This is a genomic window from Pasteuria penetrans (genome assembly GCF_900538055.1).
GTDB lineage: Bacteria > Bacillota > Bacilli > Thermoactinomycetales > Thermoactinomycetaceae > Pasteuria > Pasteuria penetrans.
The window spans coordinates 2,107,996-2,125,275 of the sequence record NZ_UZAC03000001.1; the positions used below are offsets into that span (position 1 = coordinate 2,107,996).

13 protein-coding genes and 1 pseudogene are annotated in these 17,280 nt (G+C 48.8%); 10 read left to right on the forward strand and 4 right to left on the reverse strand.

Features of this window, described 5'->3' with window-relative positions; genetic code table 11:
* Nucleotides 1–71: 71 nt before the first annotated feature.
* The 3 genes and pseudogenes from PPRES148_RS08585 to PPRES148_RS13040 all read right to left on the reverse strand — a co-directional run.
* Nucleotides 72–527: pseudogene (locus tag PPRES148_RS08585) on the reverse strand (transposase); the annotation flags it as partial.
* A 222-nt stretch (nucleotides 528–749) separates the two neighbouring features.
* Entirely contained in the window at nucleotides 750–941 is a 192-nt protein-coding gene (locus PPRES148_RS08590; protein WP_149454099.1) for a hypothetical protein, read from the reverse strand.
* A 729-nt stretch (nucleotides 942–1,670) separates the two neighbouring features.
* A complete protein-coding gene (locus PPRES148_RS13040) occupies nucleotides 1,671–1,799 on the reverse strand; it encodes a hypothetical protein (protein WP_281289957.1) in 129 nt (42 codons plus the stop codon).
* Between the two features lie 125 nt (nucleotides 1,800–1,924).
* Between PPRES148_RS13040 and PPRES148_RS08595 the strand changes: the two genes are divergently transcribed.
* Both PPRES148_RS08595 and PPRES148_RS08600 read left to right on the forward strand, forming a co-directional pair.
* Nucleotides 1,925–3,634: a penicillin-binding transpeptidase domain-containing protein gene (locus tag PPRES148_RS08595; protein ID WP_149454100.1), complete on the forward strand. Its 1,710-nt coding sequence runs from the start codon at nucleotides 1,925–1,927 to the stop codon at nucleotides 3,632–3,634.
* 263 nt (nucleotides 3,635–3,897) lie between these two features.
* Nucleotides 3,898–4,278, forward strand: coding sequence for a hypothetical protein (locus PPRES148_RS08600; protein WP_149454101.1), 381 nt, complete (start codon nucleotides 3,898–3,900; stop codon nucleotides 4,276–4,278).
* A 420-nt stretch (nucleotides 4,279–4,698) separates the two neighbouring features.
* On the opposite strand, the gene PPRES148_RS08605 is transcribed toward PPRES148_RS08600, so the two are convergent.
* On the reverse strand, nucleotides 4,699–5,547 hold the full coding sequence (locus tag PPRES148_RS08605) for an undecaprenyl-diphosphate phosphatase (protein ID WP_281289958.1): 849 nt from the start codon (nucleotides 5,545–5,547) through the stop codon (nucleotides 4,699–4,701).
* A 374-nt stretch (nucleotides 5,548–5,921) separates the two neighbouring features.
* Here PPRES148_RS08605 and PPRES148_RS08610 point away from each other — a divergent pair, with 374 nt between their 5' ends.
* From PPRES148_RS08610 to PPRES148_RS08645, 8 genes are all read left to right on the forward strand, one after another.
* Entirely contained in the window at nucleotides 5,922–7,193 is a 1,272-nt protein-coding gene (locus PPRES148_RS08610) for an adenosylhomocysteinase (protein WP_149454102.1), read from the forward strand.
* Nucleotides 7,194–7,402: 209 nt separating this feature from the next.
* Nucleotides 7,403–7,597 carry a hypothetical protein gene (locus tag PPRES148_RS08615; protein WP_149454103.1) on the forward strand — a complete coding sequence of 65 codons (195 nt, stop codon included), beginning with the start codon at nucleotides 7,403–7,405 and terminating at the stop codon, nucleotides 7,595–7,597.
* Complete coding sequence (gene rsmH / locus PPRES148_RS08620; RefSeq protein ID WP_149454104.1) at nucleotides 7,560–8,489, forward strand: 16S rRNA (cytosine(1402)-N(4))-methyltransferase RsmH; 930 nt, start codon at nucleotides 7,560–7,562, stop codon at nucleotides 8,487–8,489. Before PPRES148_RS08615 ends, rsmH begins: the two co-directional genes overlap by 38 nt.
* A 66-nt stretch (nucleotides 8,490–8,555) precedes the next feature.
* The gene (locus PPRES148_RS08625; RefSeq protein WP_149454105.1) at nucleotides 8,556–8,945 is read left to right on the forward strand and encodes a hypothetical protein; all 390 of its coding nucleotides are present in this window, start codon (nucleotides 8,556–8,558) and stop codon (nucleotides 8,943–8,945) included.
* Between the two features lie 49 nt (nucleotides 8,946–8,994).
* On the forward strand, nucleotides 8,995–10,755 hold the full coding sequence (locus PPRES148_RS08630) for a peptidoglycan D,D-transpeptidase FtsI family protein (protein WP_246142974.1): 1,761 nt from the start codon (nucleotides 8,995–8,997) through the stop codon (nucleotides 10,753–10,755).
* Nucleotides 10,756–11,237: 482 nt separating this feature from the next.
* Nucleotides 11,238–13,220: a stage V sporulation protein D gene (locus PPRES148_RS08635; RefSeq protein ID WP_281289959.1), complete on the forward strand. Its 1,983-nt coding sequence runs from the start codon at nucleotides 11,238–11,240 to the stop codon at nucleotides 13,218–13,220.
* Between the two features lie 1,116 nt (nucleotides 13,221–14,336).
* A complete protein-coding gene (locus PPRES148_RS08640; protein WP_246142975.1) occupies nucleotides 14,337–15,899 on the forward strand; it encodes a UDP-N-acetylmuramoyl-L-alanyl-D-glutamate--2,6-diaminopimelate ligase in 1,563 nt (520 codons plus the stop codon).
* Entirely contained in the window at nucleotides 15,886–17,280 is a 1,395-nt protein-coding gene (locus PPRES148_RS08645) for a UDP-N-acetylmuramoyl-tripeptide--D-alanyl-D-alanine ligase (RefSeq protein WP_187820885.1), read from the forward strand. The genes PPRES148_RS08640 and PPRES148_RS08645 overlap by 14 nt, the downstream gene beginning before the upstream one ends.

Sequence of the window (17,280 nt, forward strand, 5' to 3'; positions counted from 1 at the left end):
GCAATAAGAGGGGATGAAAGTCATAAGCCGTGGTGGGGAGAGGTTCTCCGTTCGAAATTTCGGACTCGTAGTCAGCAGGGATCGAAAGAAGATCCTCCTTTTTTGCTATTCGTTCTCTCACGAAACAAAGCATTCAGCGATTCCGTGTAGTTCGTGGACAGTATATAGGGCAGAAGTATGGGGTTTTGGGTTATGGATGCCGCTTGTAAGCTCAGGGAGATTTTTTTAGGACTGAGCCTTTCCCATGCTTCGCACGTCGCCTTATTTCCAAACCGATACTTCCCTGCACACTCAGACCACCGTTCTAGTGCCTGTCCCATATCCCCAGACCGTAAGACGTAAGAAGCGTCCTTAGCCATTTCCTTCTTCATACTTTTAGGAGCTGCATTCATGATGTTACGAATCGCGTGAACGTAACATCGTTGGTGAACCGTATGGTGAGGAAAATGCTTGCGTACAACTAAGGGAAAAGCCCTATGCCCATCTGTGGTAACGATACGTATATCGTTGACATTCAGGCCCCGTTCCTATGGTAATGGAACTTTGTTCCATCTTATCCGTAATGTTGACAACATTACGGATTTTTTGTTGTTTTTGTACGTACCATAAACAGGATGGATCTTACTACAACACAATGTTCGTCTTCCGCGCAAGGACCTAGTAAAAATTTTATAAAAATTCATATGAAATAAGATAAATACCCCTGGGATACCAAAACAGGAACAGTGTCATAACAAAATGTTATTATGTTACTCAATTGCTTTACGAAAAGGTGAGACTAGATTCATAGATAGGGTATTCCCCACAAGAAATTGCACGGTCCCAAACGGGACTGCAATAATAGAACAGGAGCCTGCGGAAATAGAACAGGCCCGGCGCCAACTCATAGAACGTCGCCCCATCCAATTCTCCCCCGCTTCTACGTCATCATCTTCATCCATGGAGGGAACACCTTCTTCATCCTTTATGCCGGGGATATCGTCATCTGCGGCGGGAATGTCGTCATCTGCAAGAAGTGGGACGCAACAGCAGATCCGTCCTCATAGCCCCAGTCCTCCACCACCAGTGAAAAATATGGGTTTCAAACGATAAACAGGAACCAGATTTGAATGATCAGTATACGGTCGCTACATCGTAAAAACTCCCTGATTATGTCGAAAATCAATAGTATAAGTATATGTATGCATGGCCTTCCAATGGTATTGTGGTAACCACCGGTCCTCTCATCTCCTTATATTTTTTGTGATTGATAAGGAGGATTATACAACAAGGATCGATGGCTTTTCCATTAGCCCTTACTGTATTTTTAACAGAAAATATGTAATTGTAATTGGTTTAATACATAATAATCTAAGTATGTTTATATTATGAAATATCGTGCTGATCTATTTCCTGAAGAGGTATTGAAGGAAAGAGTAGGTACCATCAAATACTATATTTATTGAATTTTATTATGGGTCGGGGAGGGAACCAAATTTTGGAAACTAATGTCCTGGGCGGTAATTGTAGGATTGTTCCTTGGGTGAGGCAAGCGTTAGACTATGTTATGTATACGTATCAAATAACAAAAATTACATAAAAAATATTTAAAGATTAGGCCCTTCCCGCCCCTTACCCATTTAAATCTGGAGGACCCATAAGCAAGCGATACGAGCGCCAAACCCAGGGAGTTACCCCTGCCCATGTTGTGTTGCCCCGGTCCTTGCAACTACGAGAGAGGTCGTCGCTAAAAGATCAGGCACAAGGATGTACATAGGGAACAGCTGCTCCATTGGATGAACTACCCACCCCCTTCCCATGTCGTTTGACCTCCTCATTGTCATCACAAACGGTTATCATTCCTCTATGGAAAAGGTAGTCCCTACCCCTGTATAAAGCCCTTTTTCCCTGTCCAAGCTGGGGAGGAGAGGAGGGGGCTGGGGGTTTGCAATCATTAGTTCCACGTGTGCGGATATGGACTTGTATGATGGGGGTTGTTCTCGTTTTCATGGTAGTCCGTTTGTTTTTCCTGCAGCTTTATCCTCATGAAATCGAAATTTTCTCTCATTCATTAACTGGTAATGGGTTATCTAGAAAGTATTTCGTGCGTCTTGAAAGCGATCGCGGAAAAATCCTGGATCGAAGGGGACGTACGTTGTCGGGTGAGAGATGGCCCCATGTTTTGGTTTTTCCACAATCATCGGCCCACCTTGAGCACTATGCAAAACAATTGGATCAGTTGGCCGCTTGGACGGGTATATCACCAACTGACTTACGTAGGCGTTTGTCAACCCTTTCACGTCCTGCCCTATTGAAGACCCATGATGGTGTGACAACATGGAAGGTTCCGCCCCTCTTACGGTCCAAAATTACACAATTGGGTATACCCGGTGTACGTGTGTTGTGGTTTGAAGATCGTCCATCTACCCCCAATCAAACCCTATTGGGGCATATCCAACGTTGGAACAAGGGGGGGGAGAATCATGCAGGTGGGGAATCAGGATTGGAGAGGTCTTTTGACTCCCTGTTGCGGGGTCGTTATGAGCGTTGGTTGGAGTACACTTCCGATGTACGTGGACGCCCCCTCAATGGAACTACGAGAGTGAGGGAAAAGGTTTCCTATGGTCCCGGGTATCATGTTCTGACAACTTTGGATGGTTCCATCCAGCGAATGGCTGAGCAAACCTTATTGACGCTGCAGGTGGAGGACGGCGCCCTAGTGGTACAGGATATTGAGACTGGTGATCTGTTGGCGGTAGCCAGCCGTGCCCCCTATGAAAAGCCGGGACATCGATCCCTGATGGCAACTCCTTTAGGTTCCCTCTATCATACGATTCTTACCCTATCAGCTCTGCAAGGGGGATGGTTGGTTCCGGACACTCTTGTGGAGTGTTCAACTGAGGTTCCGCAAAAGAAGGGTGGTTTATGGGATGGGGATAGGACTACATTCGCCGATGCTTATCTTCGTTCTTGTGAGTCAACTTTCTCAAATCTAGCTATACGCATGGGAGAAGAACAGTTGGTGAACGATAGTTACCAATTGGGTTTAGGGCAGACCTTACTCTCCTATGGGATCACAGGTGCTGGATACACGGTTCCCTGCCAAGTGGGGGAGGAAGAAGCGGGGGTTGTTTCTGTAAAATTAGGCAATGAACGGGAATCCCCCCCCTTGTTGTCGAATTCCCCTGGTCAGAGTATTCTTGTAACCCCTTTGCAGGCTGTACAGCTAGTTACGGCTTTGCATCATCGGGGGGTACCACCTAGGCCTCGCCTTGTGCAAGCCATATGGGACCAGCAGGGGGGTATTGTTACCTCGATTCCCCAGAAGAAGATGGCTTCAAAAAAATTATCCGCCAGGACTGTGCAGACGGTTCAATCGTTGATGCGTAATGCGGTAGTCCGTGGTAGGGAAGCCCCTTGGCTTATCTCGTCCCCCTGGCCCTTAGCAGGTAGGATGGGTACAGCCATTGCAGACCAATATTCCCGATATCACCAATGGATGATAGGTTTCGGTCCCTTATCAAAACCGCGTTATGCGGTTGCTATTTTGGTTCGATACACTTACTCAGCCCATGATCCACGTGCTGTTCTCCTATTTCGTTCCATTATGAATCAACTCTCTGTGATGGGGGATCAATTTCCCCCATCGGGATGAAAGGGTATACATCTCCCCGTTGTAACATTCTCGAATTCAGTCTCCACGCAACAATCTTCTTCCACAGCCTTGTATCAATATTTTGTAAGGTGCTAGAATAGGGTGTAGCCTCCCACGGATGAAGAAAATGTTTCCCCATGGGAAAGTGAAGACAGCATGTAGAAGAGCACGTGGGGGGAAAAGAGTGCTTTGCCGCTCAATTTTTACATATTTGCTGTGGGAGTAAATCGTGGTACGTCCATGTGGGGGGTAGGCCTAGTGAAGTGTCATGGTCAAAAGGGACAAGGGGTTATATCATGAAAATTACGATCAACCTGACCAAGGCGGAATTGGATTTGGTGGAAGAGTCCCTGTTGCAGTATCAGAAATTACTACTGGAATCCGAAAATCACGACGATATGATTAGCTATGAACTAAAGCTCTGTCGACGCATTTTCGAGGAGTTTGGTATGGAAGAATTGGAAACGGCAGTGGGTGTGCAGCAGCAAGTTCAGTCTGCAGGTTATTCTCCTCCTCAAGAGGGTCCACCCTCGCAAGTGCAAGCTTATGCGGTACCGCCACAGAGGCAAGCCGCCCCATCCCCGTCACAACAACCGTCTGCCTCCTATGCCCAAACCCCTAATCAATATCCCTTTTCGCGTTGAGGCAGGGGCTACTACCCTGCATGGAAGGATGATTCCGGGAACGAGAGCAGTTGAGGACGTGGGAATGCGTTTTTATTGTGATGGAAGTTTTGTAATGAAGTTTGTCTGATATTTTTATACATGTTAATCCTATGCATATTAATTGTTTTTATATACAAGCAATATGCACCTATGTATCAGGAATATTATGATCACCAGCCCCACGGTTAGCGTAGGCGAATCTGGGGTTTTTCTTAGGCTTTCCCCAAAACATAGGGGATTGAGTCCACCTATCCATGGAAACCTGGGGACCTTTCCCAAGGGTTTACAATGATCCCTACCTTGGACCCAATGCCCACTCGTTCGGATGTCGATGGCATTGCGAAAAGCCAAGAGGGGAAGCGATCCTTTTTTCCCCGGCTTTTCCCGATATTTACCTATCTAACTCATGAAGAGGAGGATGACAACAAACAATACGAAGCGGTAAAGGACAAAGGGCCATAGTTTTGTTTTCGGCAATAGACGCAGAAAAAAATTTATGACCGCTATGGCTACAACAAAAGATGTTATAAATCCAGCGGCAAAAAGGGGCCAATCGTCCCAATGGAGGGTATCCCAGCTTTTATAGAAGTCTAGAATACTAGCCCCAGTCAGAATAGGCACGGAAACTAGGAATGAAAAGGACGCCGCTGTTTTGTGATTCATGCCAGTGAGCAGACCACCTGCAATTGTAGACCCGGAGCGCGAAAACCCTGGCCAAAGAGAAAGACACTGAAAGAGTCCCACCCATAGGGCCTGCGAATAGGTAATGGCATCTAGAGATTGTGTGGATGTTGCTTGCTTGCGGAACGGAAATTCCGCCCCTAACATGAGGATGGCTCCAAGGAGGACACCCACAGCTACCACTCGGGAGGTGAAAAGCTCTTTGATTTGGCTATGAAGGAAGAGTCCGATCAGAGCAGCTGGAAGGCAGGCAATGATTAGGTGCCCAATGCTCAGATTGCGATCACCCTTGGATACGGGGTCCTTCGTTGTTTTTATGGATTGTTTCCAGACCGATCTAGCTAAGTGAAAAAATCGATTGCGATAGGCGAGGACCACCGCTAGACCAGCCCCTATTTGTATGACAACCTCGAAGGTTTTAGCCTGTTCCCCCTTAAAGTGGAGGATTTTTTCGGATACTAAAATCATATGCCCTGTGGAGGAAACAGGGATAAATTCCGTAAGCCCCTCCACAATGCCTAGTATGAAGCCAACCCATAATTGCGAGATTCCCCCATCTCCTAACAATAAGATCGCCCCCTATCGATTCTTATAGTGGTTCCATTGTAAACCGTATTTTGAGATGTTCTCAACAAGGGAACAGCGGGGGGGATTTTCAGCTTTACTTTCTGGCCCTCCGGGGCATTTCTTTGCATGGAAGGAATCCCCCTAAAGACGGGGGAAACCCTCTCTGGAAATCAGAAATTCATACCTGCAACAGGGAATATCGCCAAGGTCCTTCGAACACCCTATACAAAATGGAATGGAAAGGAAGGACAGTAACGAGTGGCAATTTCTCCATGTCCATTACTATAGTCGTTTGCTTTCCTCACGGGAATATCGTCCCTTATAATGGGGGAGTCATAGGAGAAGTATGTATTGGGAGATCGAGGTGAACTCTTATGAGGGTGATAGAAAAGGGTGACATCGTAAATCCCCGGTTGGCACCGGGGGGGCGTCGCAAAATGATATGGGCCCGTGAGCATATGCCCGTGCTAGCACAGCTTCGTGCACAGTGCCAGGAAAATCGTCCCCTGATGGGGTACCGTATCGGTTGTTGTTTACATCTCGAAGCCAAAACGGCTTGTTTGGCGGAATTGCTCCGTGAAGCAGGGGCGGAGGTCTACATCGTGGGCTGCAATCCCTTTTCCACGCAGGATGATATCTGTGCTGCATTGGCAGAGGGTGGGATTACCGTTTACGCCCACCATAATTCATCCAAGGGTCTTTATCAACGACATTGTGTTCAAATCCTCGAGACACGGCCCCATTTGTTGATTGACAATGGTGCATCCCTAACAAGTCTCCTTCACCGATCCCATCGATCCCTGGCAGGACAAGTGATAGGTTGTTGCGAAGAGACAGCTACAGGTGTAACCCGTTTACGCGCTCTGGAAAAGGGGAAAGGTCTTCTTTTTCCATCAATTTCCATTAACGATGCGGAAAGTAAGCACCTATTTGATAACCAACATGGTACGGGACAGGCTGTTTGGGACAATATCAACCAAATTACGAATCTTGTCATTGCAGGTAAAACAGTGGTAATTGTAGGTTATGGTTGGTGTGGTAAGGGAGTAGCACGACGTGCGCAAGGTTTGGGAGCCAGGGTGGTCGTCTGTGAAGTGGATCCTATCCGCGCTCTGGAAGCCCACATGGAAGGTTTTACTATATTACCCATGCAGGAGGCAGCAAGTTGTGGGCACGTTTTTGTCAGCGTCACAGGAAACTATACAACCATTGGTGCAGAACATTTCGAACGGATGCGCGATGGTGTTATTTTGGCTAATGCGGGGCACTTCGATGTTGAGATTGACGAGGTTGCTCTAAAGAGGATGGCGTTGCGGGAGGAGAGGATTCGTTCGCAGATTACTACGTACACGTTGACCACAGGACGCCGCATTCATTTGCTTTCCAGGGGTCGCCTGGTTAATCTGGCAGGGGGGGACGGTCATCCCACCGAAACTATGGATGTAACCTATTCCCTGCTGGTTTTGGGTGTGCTCCACTTATTGGAAAATCGGTCTCATTTATCGTGTCGGGTGGTGCCTATGCCGGAGGATTTAGATCGGCGAGTGGCCTATCAATGTCTGAAGACCCTGGGTGTAGAGATGGACGAATTAACGGGTATGCAAAGGGAATATTTATATGGATACAACTTATCATTTATCAGGTGAAATATTTGCTTGTCTGTGGATTTCATGATAGGATTTATTCAGTTTCCTGGGGGAATGCTGTTCCAATAGGGAATGATACAATGCTTCCCATAGGGATAATGTGAGCATTGCGTTTTGGTCGAGAAACGTGGCTTGGTCTCGCGTGGTTCTATCCTGTACCCCTTGGAACGCAATAGGGACCATCTTTTACCCGGGATTGTTTGTAGTTTTTGCCACGTCAAGCTGGGGGGATCGTTCCCGAAGAGGGGCAGACGGGTGATTTCTATGGAATTGAGAGAACATTTCGTTATTTTTGTTCAATCATTCATTTCGAATATTTTACGAATTACTATTTTTCTTTCTTTCAAGCAATCTGGGGTGATCAAGATGAGGGAGCCAGGGAAGTGGCATACGCCGGTTTGTGAGCGTTTGCTAGTAGATGGTTTGAAAATACAGCCTCCCGGTGTTTATGTAGATGGTACCGTGGGCATGGGGGGACACAGCTTGGCTATCGCATCACGTTTGAATGAACAAGGCACGTTCATCGGATTGGATCGCGATCCCTGTGCGATTGAGATCGCAAGGGAGCGTTTGGCGGGGGTGGCTTGCCGTGTTTTTCTTGTACAGGCTAATGCTGCCAATCTTGCAAACGTCTTGTCAACCCTGGGTCAGACACAAATCGATGGTTGTGCTTTTGACTGGGGTATATCTAGTTGGCAACTAGAACATTCAGGGCGGGGTTTTTCCTATCGACGAGCGGAACCACTGGATATGCGCATGGATCCGTCCCAGGCATTGACAGCCGCCTCTATTGTCAACACGTGGGAAGCGGATTCGTTGTTGGATATCCTACGTTCCTATGGGGAGGAGTACCGTTGGGCCCGAAGTATCGTGCGTACAATTCTCAAGGCCCGTCCTCTGAACACGGCGGAGGAACTGGCAGAGGTGATACGTCAAGCAGTCCCCTATCGTTCGGCTGGTCACCCCGCTCGACGAACCTTCCAGGCGTTGCGGATCGCCGTCAATGAAGAGATGTCCTCCGTGCACAGTGCTCTACGGGCTGCCCTAGGCCATCTCCGTTTTGGGGGACGTTTGGTATCCCTCGCCTTTCACTCATTGGAGGACCGTATCGTTAAAAAATTCTTTGCCAATGAAGCACGCAGATGCATTTGCCCACCAAAATTTCCTGTTTGTACTTGCCATCATAAGCCTACTGTTCATATTCTCACCCCTCGCCCCCTCCGGGCCCCGGATACGGAGATAAGGGCTAACCCCCGTGCCCGTTCCGCCTTGCTGCGAATCGCGAGTCGTCTTTAGGTTCTGGATTCCCTTATAAGGGTGATCAGGAGCTATCCCACCCAAACAAGGGAGGTATTGCGTGACATGAGCGGAAAATTTGGCAATGTATCGGTTGCACATATATTACCTCAACATCCAGTGGATTCCCCGCAACCACCGTTATCCACACGGTCTTCATCGCCACCCCGTTCCTCACCATCTCCCCGTTCCTACTCCCTAACCACGACGGAGAAGATCCTCTACCTAGGTAGTGTGGTATTGGCCACCCTTCTTGTTATGTTTGCTCTTCTACAGACAGTTCAGCTCAGTGAAGTGAGCCATAAATCGAATGATTTAGAAAAACGCATCCAGCAGGCCCAACGTGACGTTCAGATTCTCGAAACAAAATTGCAGGGATTGGAGGATCCGAGTGTCGTGGAGAAGGAGGCGGTCGGAAGAGGGTTCATTCGTGATTCCCATCCGAGAACCCTATGAACTTCGTAAAACCTCTGGACTTTGTAAAATCTTAGAAGGGATCTTTGTGATGATGCAGGTAGGCAGACAACATCGTTTTCGCATCCTCTGGTTTTGTATGGTTCTGCTCGTAGTCTTCTTGATCGTTTGGTTTCGTTTGCTATGGCAAGGTTTTACTGGGCAACCCAGAGCAGAACAGGTAGCACAGATGTCTATCCAACAACAATGGCTGCCCGCGAGACGGGGAACGATTTTCGATCGGCATCTGCAGCACCGTTTTGCCTATGGGGAGGAAGCCTACCAGCTCACCGTTGACAAGGATCTTCTTCCCACGGGGGAGAAAGTCGACGCATTCGCTGAACATTTGGCGCCCTGGCTGTCCATGGATGCTGGTATTCTTAGGGAACAGTTACAAAAGAAATCCCGCCATATTCTACTGCGAAGTTCAGGAAGTACTTATTTTTCTGCCGACGTGGTGGATCCTCTGTTACGACAAAAGGAAGCAAAACAGTGGCCTGCGCTATCGATTACTATGGGTGTACGGCGTCGTTATGGTCCTTATGCATCGCATGTACTGGGGTTTATCGATGGAAATGGGGATCCGCGTGGTGGTGTGGAGGCTTATTATCAGAAATTTTTGCAGGGTAAGGATGGTTGGCGCCATTATACCCAAACGAGACAGGGTGTAATGATTGCTGATGCACCCCAGGCTGAGAAAAACACCGTACCCGGTTCCCATCTCGTCCTTACACTGGATGTATCGATACAGAGGGAGGTTGAGCGGATCCTCAAGGAGGGTATGGAAAAGAGAAGAGCCAAGGGGGGAGCAGCCGTTGTCATTGATCCCCACAACGGGGAGATCCTAGCACTGGCCAGCATGCCTACCTTCTCGAGCGAATCTTATGCGACGACGCTAGATGAAGTAAACCAGCGAAATCATTTGATTCATTCCATTTATGAGCCGGGTTCTGTTTTCAAAACCATTTCACTGGCGGCGATTATCGAAGAACTAGGCCTTGATCCTGATGGTTCCTTTTTGTCCCAACCCGTTACGATTGGTAATCAAACGATCCACGAATGGAATAGAGGGGGATTTGGAACGATTACCAATCGTAAGGCTATAGAGCAATCCAGTAATACCTTTTTCGTCCGTAAAATTTTACAAATGACGGCGGATCGCTATGCTGTTTATGTGCGAAATTTTGGTATCGGGGATTTGTTAACGGGACAGGGTTTTCGAACAGGAATAGATTTACTGGGTGAAGTCGCTGCACTGATGCCCCCAGTACCGCTTACCAGCGGTCATCTAGCTACAACCTCTTTTGGTCAGAGTATAGCCATTACACTTTTGCAGCAAGCAAGTGCAGTTGCAGCGATTGCCCAGGGAGGAATACTCTACAAACCCCATCTGCTCAAGGAAGTTCGCGATGCCCAACAGTGTTCATGGCCCAAAGTATGTCCTGTTACCCATACGTATACCACGGAGGGTAGAAGGGTAATTCCAGAGAGTACTGCTATGCAGATTCGTTCCCTTCTCGAAGGGGTGGTAAAGAACGGAACAGGGCAAAAAGCCAACATCCCGGAGTATGAAATTGCTGGAAAAACAGGAACGGGGCAAAAGGCGGATCCCGTGCATGGTGGTTATATGCAGGGAAAATCCTTGGTTACCTTCACGGGTTGGGCGCCGGCAAAACAACCCGATATTGCCATTCTCGTTGCTTTTGATGAACCGGAAATTGAAAAAGAAGCAGCCTCCACTACGGCCGAGATGGTTCGTCAAATCTTACCATTACGTGGGGTAGCCCCCAAAACCAATCTGTCCCCTTCATAGGTTTATGTTCATAAGAAAAAATCTGTCCCTATAGGGAGTAGTAGGTCTTAGGATTCATTCATCTGGATCCATATAGCAGCAAAAACATCCCCTATTTTTACGGATAACCCCCCAAAGACTTGTCCCTGGGGGGACAGGTTTTTTACTTGTTTATAGAATACAAAACCCGGTATTTCAACCGGGTTCACTACAGAACCCAACACTCTCATATGATCCGGCTCTTCAGAACCCAACCGAACCCAACACTCTCGTATGATCCGGCTCTTCCTACCCCACATGTCTTGTGCGTGGGGGCCCCTCGATATTTCTTTCTTTCACGGCCTGGCCAACGATTAACTGCTAAGCGTCTGCACAGTGGGTTCCCCATTTTTGGCAAAGACATAGTCAAGCCCCCGTAGGCATAGGCTGGTTGCAGACTGAACTACCCTCCTCCAATCCAAGGGGGGATGGACCCGGCCTCAGGCTAAGCGGGGGGTATCCTTTTGCAACGACTGACACGACTGGTAAGGCGACGTATACTCACTCTATTATTTTCCTTCATGATTCTCTTATTGATTTTATTGGGTCGTCTATTTTTTGTGCAAATTTTACAGGGTGATTCCCTATCCAAAGACGCTCAAGAACTTTGGAACCGCGAAATTCCCTTCGCTGCCAAACGGGGTCGTATCCTAGATCGATTGGGAAGAACCCTGGTGGATAATGTGAGTTCTCCTAGCGTTGTGGCCGTACCTGTCCAAGTAGATCACCCGGGAGTCACAGCACGCGCACTGGCGGATATTCTGAATGCACCCGTGCAAAAAATTGAACAGCAACTTACCAAGCGACAGTTTCTTGTCAAATTGAATCCTTGGGGACGTCGTATTAGCCCTGAGCAAGAACAAAGATTGCGCGAACTTCGGTTGCCAGGGATTTCCCTCATGGACGATACTAAACGCATCTATCCCCATAAAACTCTAGCTGCCCATGTACTCGGATTTACAGGAAATGACAACCAGGGCTTGGCTGGTTTGGAACGTACCTACGAACAGAATTTGCGGGGTGAATCAGGTTCCATCCAGTTTGCCGCCAATGCGCGGGGGGAAACCCTACCTGGCAGCGGGGGGGATCGATTCTATCCCCCCCGTGATGGAGAAGATTTGGTGACAACACTTGATCTCACGATTCAGAGAATCCTCGAGAGAATTCTCAATCAGGCCATGGTACAATATCAACCCGATGCGGTTTGGGCTATGGTTATGGATCCCCGCAATGGGGACGTTTTAGCTATGGGGAATCGTCCTACCTTTGATCCCTATCGGTATCGGGAAGCAGATGGGGATGTCCTGTTTCGTAACCTGCCCATTTGGAAGACCTATGAACCCGGTTCTACCTTTAAGATAGCGACGTTGGCGGCCGCCCTGGAGGAAGAGAAGGTAGAACTGACAGAGAGTTTCTTCGATCCGGGTGCAGTGTATGTCGGTAAATCACGGTTGCGTTGTTGGAAAGCAGGTGGTCATGGTAAGCAAACATTTCGCGAGGTTGTTGAGAATTCTTGTAACCCGGGCTTTGTAGAATTGGGACAACGATTGGGAAAGGAAAAATTATTTCATTATCTTTATAAGTTAGGATTTGGGAAAAAAACGGGAATCGATTTGCCTGGTGAGGCGGGTGGAATTCTCTTCCCTTTATCACGTGTAGGGCCTGTGGAATTAGCAACTACCGCGTTTGGTCAAGGGGTGGCGGTTACCCCTCTGCAACAGGTGGCGGCTGTGGCCGGTATTGTCAACGGTGGTTGGAAAGTGACACCTCACCTGGCTTTGGGATGGCAGAACTCTAAAACGGGTGCCTATCGGATTTTTCCTACACGAATGGATCCGCCAGAACGAGTGGTGTCTAAGAATACCTCCCAACAGGTTTGTTTAGCGCTAGAAAGTGTGGTAGCCCGCGGTACGGGGAGACGTGCCTTTGTTGATGGTTATCGAGTCGGTGGGAAAACGGGAACAGCACAGAAAGTGGGACCAGGGGGACACTACCTACAAAACAACCACATTGTTTCCTTCCTCGGCTTGGCGCCTGCGGATCATCCACAGTTGATTGTATACGTGGCTGTGGACAATCCAAAAGGAATTCAATTTGGTGGCGTTGTTGCTGCCCCCCTTGCTGGGAGGATTCTATCGGAAACACTACATTATCTCCGTATCCCCTATCGCACACAACAAATTCCTCCCGAGGATTCTGCACCCTCCAAACCCTATGAGGAGGTACCTGATCTACTGGGATTGACCTTGGAACAAATGCGATCGAACTTGCACGCGATAAACCTCAAGATTTACATGACGGGAAAAGGGGATCGGGTGATCAAACAAGCCCCCAAGGCAGGTACGCGGGTAAAAGAGGATTCGACTATACGAATTTACTTGGGTTCTGATTCTCCACCCTTTCCTAGGGATTCCCAATCGTCTGATGATTCCTCATCCCCGGAGTAGGGGATGAAATCCTCATTGGAGAAATTGGATCCAACATACGATTGGGGATCGTCCTTTTTTTGTACATGTGTTAGGGGGGTAGTGAGCAACGATTCTTGAAAAGGATGGAGCTACATTCCCGTCAGAATGGGGGAGTGGTCAGGGGGACCACTGGAACTGGGTTGCATCCCCAATACTGGGTTGTGCATCCCAAATCCCTTCTGATGGCCCATTTCAGATTTTTATTCATGATTTCACCTTGGTACCTTTATTTGCTTAGCCATTGGACCTGAAACTTACAGAAGGCGATCCCAGAGCGGAATCATACCCCTCTGTAACGGAACGAAACTTTTCCTCAGAGAGAATCCTGGGGAAAGTTTGAAGGGCCCCTAACCGAAAAACAGTTCATGAAGGAACCATGGAAATTTGCTATGGGTACCGTTTCTTCTGCGTTTTGTACTACAGATCATGGTGATTTAGTTTATATTGTTCATCCCAGTGTTTTCTTCGTTGTTTGTTCCTAATAGTAAAATCAATGGTGGAGAACAGATAGGGGAGAAGACTAATCTTTCCGAACAACCTTAAACTAGAAACTAGGTTTTGGGTAAAGAACAAACGTTCAAAGTAGCCAGAAGGACTTTCAAAATCTTTGGGGGTTTATCCTAGTTATTAAATAAAATATATTTAACAACTAATAATACCCATAATTACTATGATAGCAGATATAAAAAATAGGGTGGACATATCCAGGCAATCAGCCGGTACTATCCATAGTAGCACCGTGTGCAGGGGGATTCGATGGAACATGGGAATTGTCCTTTTTCTATTAGGCATAGCCAAGCCCCCATAGGCATAAATTGACCGCAGATCCACTATGTAGAACGATGGAGTTGTTGAGGTACGTTGCTGTTTTCTAGCGGTAATAATGAGGGCCTGAGTTCAATCGAATGGAACATATTCTAGAACTATCTCCGACGTATTCATTCAGGTGGTTCAAGGATATTTTTTACCAGATGGACAAAGGTTGTGAGGTACGAGGGGGAACCTCGTGTAACTTTTTCCCGGGTTCCAGGGTGAAATATGCGTTGCGACCTGGGATAAGGAAGGCTACAATGGCGAAAGGGAGGTTAAGAGTTGATGTTGTCGCAAGGAAGTGAAAGGGGCATATCGGTCGCCAAGTTGATGACATCCCTGCCCGCTTATCGGCAGAAGGGACAGCTGACAGGGACCGTGCGCAGTATTCAAATTCATTCCTCTGCGGTAAAACCAGGGGACCTCTTCGTAGCACAGTGTGGTACGCGTGTGGATGGACACTGTTTCCTCCAGGCTGCAGTAACGCGGGGTGCAGTGGCAGTAGTCGTCGACGAAGAGTCCACAGAGCAAGAGGTGATCGAACAACTAGAGGTACCCGTTTTTTACGTAAGGGATACACGACGGGTTCTTGCTCAGTTGTCTGCTTGTTTTTACGATTATCCTTCCGAGTCCCTTTCAGTGATTGGTGTCACAGGTACTAATGGTAAGACATCCACGGTACAATTTTTGCGGCAAATTCTCGTCGCGGCGGGTAAGGTTACGGGAACGATAGGTACCTTAGGATTACAATATGGTTCCCAAACAGTGGCTCTTCCTAACACTACCCCGGGTGCCCTGCAGATGCAGAAATTTCTAGCTCAATTGCGGGATGAAGGTTGCACACACGCCGCAGTTGAAGTTTCTTCCATTGGCTTGGCCATGGGCCGGACATGGGGTTGCCGGTTTTGTGTAGCAGTGTTGACGAATATCAGTCGGGATCACTTGGATTATCACCAAACCATGGAACGTTACATAGCGGCAAAGCAGTCCTTATTTTCCCAGTTGGGTAGTGCCTATGCGAGGTCTCCCGTCCAACGTCCTGTTGCTGTGATCAACGCCACCGCTATTGCCTCCTCCTCCTTCGTGGAGGCCACGGCCGCTGCCGTACTTACCTATGCGGTGGATAGTTCTGCAGATGTGCAAGCTCTAGATCTTCAGAGCGACTGTAATCGTGGTATTACCCGTTTCCGTTTGCGTACCTGGGCCGAGGAGGCCGAAGTGCAGGTACCCGGTGTAGGGCGTTTCTATATTGAAAATATCCTTGCAGCAGTAACTACGGCCCTGGTCCTTGGTGTTCCCTTCTCGCTCCTAACCACCATTCTCCCCGACCTACGAGCAGTACAAGGACGTTTGGAGAGGGTGGATCGATCACAGGATCCCTTTCCCGTTTGGCTGGATTACGCCCATACGCCCGATGGTTTGATACAGGTGCTGCAAACGTTGCGGTCCCAGCTTTCGGGTCGTCTTTTCTGCATGGTGGGTTGCGGTGGTGATCGAGACAGGGGTAAGAGAGCTGCCATGGCACAGGCCGCCGTGCAGGAAAGTGATCATGTGGTATTTACTAGTGATAACCCGCGTTTCGAGAATCCCCTGTCCATACTCGAAGACATGCGGATGGGTATCGATGGGGGCTATGCGGATCGTTGCGAGTGGATTGCTGATCGGCGTGAAGCAATTCATTGGGTGTTACAGGCGGCACGACCCGGGGATGGTGTGGTACTGGCTGGTAAAGGCCACGAGGAGTATCAGGAGATCGCTGGTGAGCGATTGCCTTTCTCGGATCGGGTGGTTGCGCAACAGCAATTGGCTGCTCTGGAAAAGAAGGGGTGGCCGTATGCAACGCAGTAGTACCTGGGTAGCCAACATCACAGGGGGTAAGCATTATGGAGCGCCCCGTCTCCTCCGGGGGGGTGTGAGCATAGACACAAGGACACTGCACACAGATCAACTTTTTGTCCCCTTGATAGCCCGGCGGGATGGCCATGATTTTGCGGACCAAGCTATTGCACGGGGTGCCTCCCTTCTTTGGCAATCCGACCATCCTCTGCCCCCTTTGCCTCTCCCGGGTGCTTTGATCGTCGTACCTGACACACGATGCGCCCTTTGGGACATGGCGAAGGCGTACCGACAGGAGCACGGTGGCCAGGTCATTGCCGTTACGGGTAGTCATGGCAAGACCACCTGTAAGGAACTACTGGCTGCGGTATTGGGGGGCATCCAAAAGGTACATAAAACGGTGGCCAACCATAACAATGAATTAGGGGTACCCCTTACCCTCCTTTCTTGGCCAGAGAATTTCCAAATCGCCGTGGTAGAAATGGGTATGCGACGGCGTGGCGAAATTGCCCCCCTCTCTTCTCTAGCACGTCCCACTGTAGCAGTGATTACTTCCATCGGGGATGCGCATGGGGGGAGGCTGGGGGATAGAAGGCATATTCTAGAAGCTAAATTGGAAATTACCCGGGGTCTGGATCCCAATGGCTACCTATTGTACGATGCCGAATATCCACCCCTCGAGAAGGCCCTACGCTCGTCCGCCTGGAAGAAACAATCGGTGGGGTTGGAAGAGGGAGACGATTATATTCTGGCTTGGCGCAGTCTTCAACAGCAGGGCATGGATTTCCAAACCGCGCAGACGGGTGCATGGTTCCATTCTCCCTTGCTGGGTAGGCACAATATGAAGAATGCACTCTTTGCGCTTGGGGTGGGTCGATGGTTGGGTATCTCCACGGCGGTTATGCGAAAAAGGTTGGCCACAGTTTCCCACACACCTGGGCGTCTCTTTCCCATAGCTGGAAAACAGAAATCCTTAATCCTAGACGACTCCTACAATGCGAGTCCTATTTCCATGCGTGCGGCATTGGATACCCTATGTTCATTCTGTCAGCCCCCTGCCATCGCTTGGGCTGTCCTGGGCGATATGGCTGAGTTAGCGGGGGATGTTTCGGCTTCCCATGCCGCGTTGGGACAATATGCCGCTCAGCTGGGAGTCGTACGTCTCTTTGCGGTGGGTCAACATGCTCAGACCACGATTTGTGCCTATCGAAGGATGGCGCCAGTGGGAGGGGAGGGTTTTGCCTTCGCTGAAGCGGGGGAAGCAGGGGAGGAGATTTCCACACGTTTACAAACCAAGGTAGTTGTTCTTATTAAGGGGTCACGTTGTGTGGGTTTAGAACGGGTGGTTTCATCCTTGCGTGCCAATCCGGCATCCGGAGGGAAGGATAGGTGA